Origin of the sequence: Arthrobacter sp. TB 23 (assembly GCF_000294595.1) — a bacterium.
GTDB lineage: Bacteria > Actinomycetota > Actinomycetes > Actinomycetales > Micrococcaceae > Arthrobacter_D.
The window spans coordinates 1-10770 of the sequence record NZ_ALPM01000026.1; the positions used below are offsets into that span (position 1 = coordinate 1).

Sequence of the window (10770 nt, forward strand, 5' to 3'; positions counted from 1 at the left end):
CTCGGGGGAGAAGGGCGCTGCCGACGGCACCGCCGCCGGGGCCCAGTTCAACGAGCCGCAGGGCCTCGCGGTCCTGCCCCAGCAGGTTGCCCGGCAGGTCGGGTACGACGTCGTCGTCGCCGACTCCGTGAACCACCTGCTCCGTGGCGTGGCCCTCGCCGACGGCGCGGTCACCACCATCGCGGGCAACGGCGTGCAGCGGCTGCTGGACGCCGGCAACCACGTGAAGGCACGCCCCGCCGAGCTGCAGGAGAACTTCGACCAGCCGAGCGGGTACGACGTCGAATCCCCGGAGGACGCCACCCCTCGCCTGACCGACACCCACCTGGGCACCCGGCCGCTGGAGGTCTCGCTGTCCTCGCCGTGGGACGTGCTGTGGTCAACCGTGCTGGAACGCGTGGTGATTGCCATGGCGGGCACCCATCAGCTGTTTACGTTCGATCCAGTCACCGGATCCGTCGACATCCTTGCGGGCACCGGACTGGAGGGCCTGCTCGACGGGGACGGATCCGAGGCCTGGTTCGCCCAGTCCTCGGGCCTGGCCGAGGATGCCAGCGGCAACCTCTGGGTCGCCGACTCGGAAACGTCGGCAGTACGGACCCTTTCCTTCCCCGAGTTCAACGGCCACCGCCGCACCCAGGTGCGGACCGCCATCGGGACCGGGTTGTTTGATTTCGGTTTCAGGGACGGCGCCGCGGACCAGGCACGCCTGCAGCACCCGCTGGGCATTACCGCCCTCCCCGATGGGTCGGTGGCCATCGCCGACACCTACAACGGCGCGGTGCGCCGGTACGATCCAGCCACGGGGCAGGTCTCAACCCTGGCCCGCGGTCTTTCGGAGCCCTGCGACGTTCTGGTGGACCTGACCCCGACCGCGTCGGGCAGCGAGCCGCTCCTTATTGTGGTGGAAGCCAACCGCCACCAGCTGGTCCGGGTGCCGATCCCCAAGGAAGCGCTCGCCGTCGATGAAGGCGCGTCCCAGACGCAACGACCGCAGACCCCCGTCGTCGCCGGATCGCATGCGCTTACTATCCGGTTCTCCGCGCCCAAGGGACAGAAACTCGACGACCGGTGGGGTGACCCCACCCAGCTGAAGATCTCCTCCTCACCCGAGGAACTACTGGTGTCCGGTGGCGGAACGTCGGTGGGTCTGACCCGCGAACTGGTGCTGTCCGACGCCGTCAGCGAGGGCGTCCTGCACATCACCGCCCGCGCGGCGGCCTGTGACGGGGAGCCGGGCGGCGAGATCCCCGATCATGCGGCATGCCACCTCTACCAGCAGGATTGGGGTATCCCGGTGCGGATCAGCGACGACGGCGAAACCGGGTTGACCCTGGACCTGCGGGGCCTCGACTAGTACTGGACCACCGGGGTGACGGCGATTTCGTCGTCGCCCACTGACAGGCGGGCGGTGAAGCCGAACTCGCGGGGGACCGTCACCGGTTCGATCGAGCCGGTGAAGAGGTCCTGCAGCGAGGTGGACAGTTCGGCGTTGCCTGAGAGCGGCGCCATCACCCAGCTGCCGTTGAACGGCTCGATGGAGACCGTCGGGTATTCCGTGATGGACCAGCGGATGTCCCCAGCTACCCGGTTCTCGGTCTGGAAGTTGAAGGGGCAATTGGCGGGCTGGAACACGGTCTGCGCCGCGCATTCATCCAGGAAGCGCCGGATCTGGCCGTCCACCGCCTCCACCAGCGCATCGGTGGCCGCGGTAGCGAGCGCTATTCGTTGGCCGCCCGAGCGGTCGGTGACGGCAACGGTTTGGGCCGGCGCAGCGAAGTACTCGCTCGTGTAGTGGGCTTCAAAGTCCCCGGGGTAAAACACGGCGAACTGGTTTCTGCCCTCGGGCATGCCTACCCTGGTCCCATTGAGGGTGGCCTCGACCTGGTTGATCACCGACAGTTCGAGGGTGGGCAGCACCGACGGAACAAACTCCCAGGTGTTAAAGAACAGCCACTCCGTACCGGTGCGCTCCAGGGAAAACGTTGACGAGTGTGCTGCACCGCGGACCGTGTAGGTGATGGTGACCTCCACCCGGCCGTCACCGACCTCCACCGCCTCACCGACCGCCACGCCCTCTACAGCTGCCATCGACTGCTGCAGCGGAGCACCGTTGAGCATGGCCGCGTTGGCCTCGGGCACCGACGCGTTGAGGAGCCCCAGGGCGCGTTCGCCGTCGCCGTCCGAGAGTGCTTCGAGGTAGTCGTGGACCTGTTCCTCGGGGTTGAAAATGTGCGTATTGACCACCACCACAGTGGCAATCGCGGCCGCAACCACGACCATCAGACCGAGCAGCCAGGCTGCTAGGACTTTGATCACAGAAGACGTTTGCACGCTATTACGTTACCCGTTGAGTGGTGCCCGGTTACCAACGACGACGACTGCGCCTCCGCTGTGTGCCGAATAAACCCCGGGCGAGCTCCGCCCCGATGGCGCCTGCCGCCTTGACCGCGAACTCCATCAGTTCACCGTCTTGCTGCCGGGGTGCCGGCGTGGGAACGCCGAGGGGTGGGGGTGTCCCAGCCGGACCGGAGGACGGTGGCGGGGTGCCCCGGTGCCCCGTAATTGACTCTTCAATCCGGCGGGCCTCGTCATCAGCAGCTGGTTGGGCCCGGGGCGGCGTCGCGCTGGGCGGAGCGGGAGTGGTGAGCTTTTCGAAGGCCGAATGGCTGTCGATCGCCGTTTCGTAGTGGGTGCGGAGCGGTGAGGCCCGGACGATCTCCTCCACGACAGCAGGCGCTGAGGGGCCCATCGTCGATTCGGGGGAGGTCATTCGGGTCCAGGCGACGGGGGTGGGCGCGCCCCGATCGTTCATGACGGTCACCACCGCCTCGCCCGTCCCTGCTGAGGTGAGAACCTCAGCCAGGTCGTAGTCACTGGTGGGGAAGGTGGACACCGTGGCTTTCAAAGCCTTCGCGTCCTCGGGGGTGAAGGCGCGCAACGCGTGCTGAACACGGTTGGCCAATTGCCCGAGGACGTCCGCTGGAACATCCCTGGGCGTCTGGGTGACGAAGAAGATGCCGACACCCTTGGACCGGATCAGGCGGACTGACGTCTGGATGGACCGCAGAAATTCCTTGGACGCGTCGTCGAAGAGCAGATGCGCCTCGTCGAGGAAAAACACCAGCTTGGGTTTGTCTTGATCTCCCACCTCGGGCAGGTCGGCGAAAAGATCGGCTACCAGCCACATCAGGAAGGTGGAAAAGAGTTGGGGTGTTTGCAGGAGGGTGGGCAGTTCGAGGCAGCTGATCATTCCCCTGCCGTCCGGGGCCTGGCGGAGCAGATCGGCGGTGTCGAATTCGGGTTCTCCAAAGAATCTGGCCATGTCCTGCGCTTCAAGGGTGATCAGCTCCCGCAGGATCACCCCCGCGGTAGCCTTCGACAAGCCACCGAGGTCCTTCAAAGCGGTTTTGCCCTCGTCGGAGGTGAGGAACGAAATCACTGCCCGAAGATCAGCGAGGTTCAATAATTCCAGCCCGGCCAGGTCAGCGTAGTGGAAAATCAGGGTGAGGCTGGACTCCTGGGTCTCATTCAAGTCCATCACCCGGGAGAGCAGCAGCGGCCCAAACTCGGAGATGGTTGCGCGAATGGGAACACCGGCACCGTGCCCGCCCAGGGAGAAGTACTCGACCGGGAAACTCCTGGCGGACCACTGCTGGCCCACGCTCAGGGTGCGGGCCAGCAGCTTCTCACCGCCGGGTCCCGGGGTGGAGAGACCGGTCAGGTCCCCTTTGATGTCCGCCAGGAACACCGGGACACCCTGGGCGCTGAGCTGTTCAGCCATGACCTGCAGCGTGATGGTTTTTCCCGTGCCGGTTGCCCCTGCGACGAGCCCGTGACGGTTCATCATCGCCAGCGGAAGACGCACCGCCGCTTCGGGGTACACCTCGCCATCCAGCACTGCGGCACCGAGATGGATCGAGGGCCCCTCGAAGGTATATCCGGAGGAGATCCCGGCAATCAGTTCCGAACCGTCACGCTCCACCAATGGTCAGCTCGCCGCGGCGTGTTTGCCGCCACCCTGACCGTTGTCGGTGCTGCCGCTGCCCGAATCCGGGGTTCCGTGGCCGTTGACGCGGTCCGCTTCCTTGGCCGTGGCGATCTCCTCGGCACGCTCCTGACCGGCTTCAGCAGTCAGCGCTGCGCCCGCCTCGGCGTCGCGGGTGAGGTTCTCCCCGGACTCAGGATCAAACAGGTGCAGCTTCCGGGTGTCCAGCCAGATTTCGGCTTCGCGTCCGCCACGGATCCGGCTGGCAGCGTCGAGGGTGACAACGATCTGCGGGCGGAGTTCGTCGGCATCCATTTCGCGGGCCAGGTTGTTCAGGAGCTCGCGCATTTCGGGGTCCGGGTTGAAGTTGATGTAACCGTACTGTTCGTTGCCGAGCCACTCGGTATGGGTGAGGGTGGCGGTGAAGATCGAGCCGTGGGGCAGCTTGGACTCCTCGACCAGTTTCGCGTCCTCAAAGAACTCCGGCCGGACGCCCACCAGCACCACCTTCTTGCCTTCAACCTTGGCCAGCTTCTCGGCAGGGACGTCGAGGTCGCCGAGGACGGTTTGCAGTTTGCCGTTCTCAATGGTCGCGGGGATGAAGTTCATCGATGGAGAGCCGATGAAGCCGGCAACGAAAAGGTTCCGGGGCTGCTCATAGAGTTCCCGTGGGGAGGCGATCTGCTGCAGTTCGCCCATCTTCAGGACCGCCACCCGGTCGCCCAGGGTCATAGCCTCGGTCTGGTCGTGGGTAACGTACACGCTGGTCACCCCGAGCCGGCGCTGCATCTGGGAGATCTCCGAGCGCATCTGGCCGCGCAATTTCGCGTCCAGGTTGGACAGCGGCTCGTCGAAGAGGAACGCATCAGCCTGGCGCACAATGGCCCGGCCCATGGCAACCCGCTGGCGCTGGCCACCGGAAAGGTTGGCCGGCTTCCGCTGCAGGTGGTCGGTCAGTTCAAGGGTGGCTGCCGCCTCGGTGACAAGCTTGTTCACCTGTTCCTCGCTGTGCTTGCCTTTCGCGAGCCGCAGCGGGAAGGCGATGTTCTCATACACCGTGAGGTGCGGGTACAAGGCGTAGTTCTGGAACACCATGGCCAGGTTGCGGTCCCGGGGCGCCTTATCGTTGACGCGCTCGCCGTCGATCAGGAGCTCGCCGTCGGTGATGTCCTCCAGGCCCACGATCATGCGCAGCAGGGTTGACTTGCCGCAGCCGGAGGGGCCCACCAGGATGATGAACTCGCCGTCGGCGATGTCGATGCTGATGTCATTGACGGCGGGGAATCCGTCGCCGTATTTCTTGACCAGGTTGTTGAGGGTAATTGAAGCCATTTCTGGTGATCCTTTTCTATGTGACTGGCGCAGGCGGCTGGGACTGCGCCATTAGCCCTTGACGGCGCCCGAGGTCAGGCCGGAAACGATTTGACGTTGGAACAGCAGGACCAGCAGGACGATCGGGATGGTGACGATGATCGCAGCGGCCGAGATGGCACCGGTGGGTGACTCGAACTGGGAGGCTCCGGTGAAGAATGCCAGCGCCGCCGGAACCGGCCGCGCTGCTTCGGTGGAGGTCAGCGAAATGCCGTACACAAAGTCGTTCCACGCGATGAAAAACGCGATAATCGCCGTCGTGAACACCCCGGGTGCCGCCAGCGGGACGATGGCCTTGCGGAAGGCCTGCCAGGTGGTGGCGCCGTCGACCTGCGCCGCCTGCTCCAGCTCCCACGGGATCTGGCGGAAGAACGCAGCCAGCGTCCAGATGGAGATCGGCAGGGTCAGGGACAGGTAGGGGATGATCAACCCGAGCCAGGTGTCATACAGGCCGATGTTGCGCCAGAGGTTGAACAGCGGGGTGACGATCGAGATCACGGGGAAAATCGAAACCGCGAGGGCCGTGGTGAGCACGAGCCGCTTCCCCGGGAAGTCGAGACGGGCAATCGCATAGGCGCACAGGGTGGCCAGGACGACGGCGATTGCCGTGGCGATGAGCGAGATGCCGATGGAGTTGCGCAGGGAGGTCAGGAACAGTTCCTGCGCGTCACCAACGAGGATCTGCTCGTAGTTGGAGATGGTGGCAGCCCCCGACGACGGCAGGAAACTTCCGTTGGTCAGGTCGCTGGGAGATTTGAACGAGGTAGCCAGGATGGAAGCCACCGGGAACAGGGCGTAAAGCAGCACCAGAACCGAGATTACTGCCCACCAGATCTTTTCGCGCCGGGAAGAGTTCTTCATTTCTTTTCTCCTCTCGTGCCGGCAAGATCCACTTTGAAGATCTTGATGGCAGCGAAGCTGATCAGGATGACGCACAGGAACAGCAGGACCGAGACGGCCGAGCCGAGCCCAATCTCGAGGCGGCTGATCGACGTCCGGTAGGCGAGGAGCGAAAGCACTTCGGTGTTGTTCTCGCCATTGGTCATGATGAAGACATTGTCGAATATTCGGAACGCGTCCAGGGCCCTGAACAGGACGGCGACCATGATCGCCGCCTTCATGTTGGGGATGACGACCTTGCGCATCTGCTCCCACCAGGTGGCGCCGTCGACCTTGGCGGCCTCGGTCAGCTCATCGGGCACCTGCGCCAGGCCGGCGAGGAGGAGCAGTGAGATGAAGGGGGTGGTCTTCCAGATCTCCGACGCCATGATCACGAAGAGTGACGTGCCGGTCTGAGCGAACCAGTTGAGGTCCGAGTCGATGCCGGGGACCCAGTCAAACCAAGCGTTCACGTACCCCGAGTTGATGTCGAAGGCGTAGAACCAGGCGTACGCCGACACCACGGTGATGATGCCGTACGGCACCAGGATCGCGGTACGGAGGATGCCTTTGAGAGACTTCAGCGCCTTGCTCATGACCAGGGCCAGGGCGAAGCCCAGGACCAGTTCGACGGCGACGGTGATCACCGTAATGAGGACCGTGACCAGGAGGCCCTGCCACCACACGCTGTCGGAGAGGATCGTGATGTAGTTGGCGAACCAGATGAACTCACGCTCATCGGGGGCGGTGAGCCGGAACGCAAACAGGGACTCGAAGAAGGCCTGCAGGATCGGGTAGAGGGTCACCATCAGCATCACCACGAAGGCGGGGCCCGCGAGGTACCAGCCCATCCGGCGTTCGGCTTTGACCCGGTCGCTGTGCTGCATCTTCTGCTTCTTCAGCTTGTCGCCGGCATCAGGCTTGTTGATCGTTGAGCTACTCACAGTAGCCGCTCCCCTCTGAGCACTGCGGTGATGAACTCCTGGGACTGTTCGGGGGTCTGGTCAGGATCCACTTCGTTGGGTGGCGACCATTCCTGCTGCAGTCCGGTGGAGATTTCGTTGTAGAACGGTGTCTGAGGGCGAGGAGCCGCGAGTTCGAGGGAGTCCCTGATGGTCGTCGCCATGGGGAAGTCTTCCTCGATCGCTGGATCGTCGTACGCCTCCGAGTTCGATGGCGGGTTGCCGTTGGTGATGAAGTACTCGGTCTGGTTCTCCGGTTGGACGATGCACTCGATCGCTTCGTAGGCCAGGTCAGGGTTGTCACTGGCCGCGCCGACTCCGAGGTTGATCCCACCCAGCGGCGGTGCGGTGTCCTCGCCCTCGGTGACGGCCGGGAACAGGGCCCAACCTATGTCGTCGACCACCGACTGGTCGATGGACCCAGCCTCGACGGCGCCCAGGGTGGCGGGCCAGACGAACGGGTAGTTGACCATGAAGGAGCCGTCGTCGCCCTGGAAGAGGGTGAGGGACGTGTTCTCGGTGGAGGTCGGCAGGCCCGGGCCGCCGAGGCCCTCGGTGCCGATGGTGGCGATGATCCGTGCCGCTTCCTGCCCGGCCTCGGAGGTGAGGCCCAGTTGCAGTTCGTCGGCGGGAGCCTCCGGGTTCTCGAGGATCTGGCCCCCTGCCGATTCAACCAGCGCGTTGATCCACACGGTCATTGATTCCGCGGGGGAGCCTTGCACGCCGAGGAGCTTGTCCTGCTCGGTGGCTGCTTCGATCAGTTGGTCCCAGGTCACGGGTTGGGACATGTCCAGCCCGGCGGCCTCGGCGACCGATTCGCGGTACCAGAGGATCTGGGTGTTCGCCCAGAACGGCACCGTTACCAGTTCTTCTTTCCAGGTGGCACCGGCCAGCGCGCCTTCGAGCACGTTCTCGGTGAAGACGTCGACTGAGTCCTCGGGGATGGGTGCCAGGAAGCCGGGTTCCGCGAGCTCGGGGATGAACGGCGGGTCAATGCTCATGATGTCCATTGAGGTGTCTCCGGCTGCGAGCCGCCGCGCCAACTGCTCGCGTTGGGCTGCTGCATCGGTAGGCAACAGGGACGTTTCAATCCGGTAGGCGCCGTCGGCCTCTTCGGTGCAGCTGGCGGCTATGGCAGCCTGCCCGCCGGCGTCGGGGTTGATGTACCAGGTAAGCGTTGTCACGCTTTCCGCCGGCCCACAACCCGTCAGCAACATGGTCCCGATCGCCAGTGTCGCCACAGCTGCCGCTTTCGGCCGGCTCCGGACTGGATGAATTTTCCCTCGCCTGTTCGGCATTCCCACCGCGCCTCCACATCGTTGTAGACAGTCCGTTCACCCGAGGTACAGCGGGCGAACCAAAGCAACCTTGTCTTTGAGACCATATGCCCTGAGTGGGGAAATCGCCAGATTGAAGGGTTGCGATCCGGTCAAGGTTGACGACGAAAGATGGCGGGAACGTAAGCGTTTGCTACCGGAGTGCTGAGTTGTTCAGGGCGTGAGGGGGCCGTTGGAGCCCCTCGGTGACGCTCTCGGCCGGGTCGGTTCCCAGGTCCACGATGCGGTTCTGCTCATTGACGTGCACCACTGTGGGGAGATAACTGTGTGCCTCCGCGTCAGTCAGCTGGGCGTAGGTGATCAGGATGACCGTGTCTCCCTGATGGACCAGGTGCGCGGCCGGGCCGTTGATACCGAGCACGCCCGATCCACGCTCGCCAGCAATGGTGTAGGTCTCCAGCCGGGCGCCGTTGGTCACGTCCACAATGGAGACCATCTCACCGGGCAGGATGTCGGCGGCCTCAAGCAGGTCAAGGTCCACGGTGACGGAACCCACGTAGTGCAGATCAGCGTGGGTAACCGTGGCGCGGTGGATTTTGGACTTGAACATTGTGCGATTCATCAGCATTAACACTACCGCCGTTCCGAAGTGCCCGGCTATGTGGTGTTCGGCACGCTGCTGGTGCGGCCGGGGTTGGCGGGTCGGGCGCCGAAGTCCGGGCGGCTCAGGCGTCCGGGGCTTTGCGCAGCGCGCGGCCCATGATCGCGGAGGTCAACGCCGCCACGAGCTCCTGGTTGGCGAGGGGGTTGCTGAGCAGGGTGAAGTCCACCGCGCCCACCGGTGGAAGGTTGAAACGGTTGCTGACCTGTACCAGATCCTCCGGGATCAGGGACTGCGGGAACACGGCTAACCCAATACCGGCACGGGCGGCGGCCAGGACGCCGTTGATCTCACGGGTGTTGCAGGTGATGCGCCAGGTTCGGCCAGCCTTCTCCAGCGCATCGATGGCCATCTGGCGGGTGAGGCTGGGGGACTGGTAGACGATCAACGGCACGGGAGCGCCGTCCTCAAGGGTGGTTTTCCCGTGCCCGGCCCAGACCAGCTGGTCACTTTGCACCAGGGTGCCCTCGCCGGTGCCGCTCATGTACTTGATGAAGATCAGGTCCAGCTGGCCCGCGCGCAGCCGGCGCAACAGGAGCGGGCTCTGGGTCACGGTGAGCTCAAGGTTGATCTGCGGGTAGAGCTGCCGGAAGTGGCGGAGGATGCGTGGCAGCTGGGTGATGGCGAGGTCGTCGGCCACCCCAAACCGGAGCCGGCCGCGCATGGCCGACCCGGAGAAGTAGACCATCGCCTGTTCCTGGGCGGCGAGGATGGTCCGTGCGAAGCCGGCCATCGCGTCGCCGTTGTCGGTCAGGCTGACTTCGCGGGTGTCCCGGGAAATCAGGAGCCTGCCGGCCGCCTCCTCCAGCTTCCGGATGTGTTGACTCACGGTGGGCTGGCTGAGGTTGAGTCGGCCCGCGGCGCCGGTGAAGCTCAGGGTCTCGGCGACGGCAAGGAAGGTTTTCAGTTGGGCCGGGTCAAACATGATGCCGCCTATTACGTTTTCGAATACGAGTTATAGCCACCATACGCTTTCATCATGGATTGGCGGTGCGTAGCGTGGAAAGCGATCTCACCCCTCCAGCACAGGAAGACACCTTGGCACCCCCACCACCCTCCGCCGGCCCGGCTGGAGACCCCACGCTTACCGCGCCCCTGCCGATCACCAACCAGCGTCCAGCCTGGCGTGACACGTTCATCTCACTTCGCATCCCCAACTTCCGCCGATTCGCGATCTCCCACCTGGTCGCAGTGATCGCCGTCTGGATGCAACGCATCGCCCAGGACTGGATGGTCCTGGAGCTATCCGGATCGGTCACCGCCGTCGGGATCACCGTTGCACTGCAGTTCGCGCCGTTCCTCCTCCTCGGCCCGTATGGCGGAATCATCGCGGACCGCTATCCCAAACGCATCCTGTTGATCATCACGCAAAGCATGGCCGCCCTGATGGCAGCGGCAATGGCGGTGCTAGCCCTGACCGGCGTCGTCGAAGTGTGGCATGTCTACGTCATCGCCTTCACCCTGGGGCTGGTGACCGTGGTGGACGCCCCCGCACGCCAGGTGTTCGTCAACGACCTGGTGGGGCCAGTGCACCTGCGCAACGCGATCAGCCTGAACTCATCAATCTTCCAGGTGGGGGCCATGGTGGGTCCCGCGGTCAGCGGTGTGCTGATCACCGCGATCGGCGGCGGG

General features: G+C 64.5%; 10 protein-coding genes. 2 read left to right on the forward strand and 8 right to left on the reverse strand.

The genetic code is table 11. The features are described 5' to 3' along the window. The coding region (locus tag B384_RS0103380) for an NHL repeat-containing protein (RefSeq protein ID WP_019481739.1) at positions 1-1357 on the forward strand (1357 nt) is incomplete at its 5' end. Here B384_RS0103380 and B384_RS0103385 read toward each other — a convergent pair. The 8 genes from B384_RS0103385 to B384_RS0103420 form a co-directional block, all read right to left on the reverse strand. Next, a complete protein-coding gene (locus B384_RS0103385; RefSeq protein WP_019481740.1) occupies positions 1354-2319 on the reverse strand; it encodes a hypothetical protein in 966 nt (321 codons plus the stop codon). The genes B384_RS0103380 and B384_RS0103385 overlap by 4 nt on opposite strands. Before the next feature lie 46 nt (positions 2320-2365). Further along, complete coding sequence (locus tag B384_RS0103390; protein ID WP_156808947.1) at positions 2366-3988, reverse strand: helicase HerA-like domain-containing protein; 1623 nt, start codon at positions 3986-3988, stop codon at positions 2366-2368. A gap of 3 nt (positions 3989-3991) precedes the next feature. After that, a complete protein-coding gene (locus B384_RS0103395) occupies positions 3992-5320 on the reverse strand; it encodes an ABC transporter ATP-binding protein (protein ID WP_019481742.1) in 1329 nt (442 codons plus the stop codon). A gap of 51 nt (positions 5321-5371) precedes the next feature. Continuing rightward, positions 5372-6220, reverse strand: a complete 849-nt coding sequence (locus B384_RS0103400) for a carbohydrate ABC transporter permease (RefSeq protein WP_019481743.1) — start codon at positions 6218-6220, stop codon at positions 5372-5374. Then, complete coding sequence (locus B384_RS0103405; RefSeq protein ID WP_050994835.1) at positions 6217-7125, reverse strand: carbohydrate ABC transporter permease; 909 nt, start codon at positions 7123-7125, stop codon at positions 6217-6219. The genes B384_RS0103400 and B384_RS0103405 overlap by 4 nt, the downstream gene beginning before the upstream one ends. A gap of 53 nt (positions 7126-7178) precedes the next feature. Beyond that, positions 7179-8498 carry an extracellular solute-binding protein gene (locus tag B384_RS0103410; RefSeq protein ID WP_035766329.1) on the reverse strand — a complete coding sequence of 440 codons (1320 nt, stop codon included), beginning with the start codon at positions 8496-8498 and terminating at the stop codon, positions 7179-7181. A 172-nt stretch (positions 8499-8670) separates the two neighbouring features. After that, positions 8671-9099 (reverse strand): aspartate 1-decarboxylase, encoded by a 429-nt coding sequence (panD, locus tag B384_RS0103415; RefSeq protein WP_026040939.1) that lies wholly within the window; start codon positions 9097-9099, stop codon positions 8671-8673. A 103-nt stretch (positions 9100-9202) separates the two neighbouring features. Then, positions 9203-10063: a LysR substrate-binding domain-containing protein gene (locus B384_RS0103420; protein ID WP_019481747.1), complete on the reverse strand. Its 861-nt coding sequence runs from the start codon at positions 10061-10063 to the stop codon at positions 9203-9205. 113 nt (positions 10064-10176) lie between these two features. On the opposite strand from B384_RS0103420, the gene B384_RS0103425 reads away from it, so the two are divergent. Then, on the forward strand, positions 10177-10770 hold a 594-nt coding region (locus B384_RS0103425), incomplete at its 3' end, for an MFS transporter (RefSeq protein ID WP_237715219.1).

Coding starts and splice junctions, on each gene's coding strand:
- B384_RS0103395 (WP_019481742.1), bottom strand. CDS start 5,320: ATGGCTTCAATTACCCTCAACAACCTGGTCAAGAAATACGGCGACGGA.
- panD (WP_026040939.1), bottom strand. CDS start 9,099: ATGAATCGCACAATGTTCAAGTCCAAAATCCACCGCGCCACGGTTACC.
- B384_RS0103405 (WP_050994835.1), bottom strand. CDS start 7,125: ATGCAGCACAGCGACCGGGTCAAAGCCGAACGCCGGATGGGCTGGTAC.
- B384_RS0103410 (WP_035766329.1), bottom strand. CDS start 8,498: ATGCCGAACAGGCGAGGGAAAATTCATCCAGTCCGGAGCCGGCCGAAA.
- B384_RS0103400 (WP_019481743.1), bottom strand. CDS start 6,220: ATGAAGAACTCTTCCCGGCGCGAAAAGATCTGGTGGGCAGTAATCTCG.
- B384_RS0103420 (WP_019481747.1), bottom strand. CDS start 10,063: ATGTTTGACCCGGCCCAACTGAAAACCTTCCTTGCCGTCGCCGAGACC.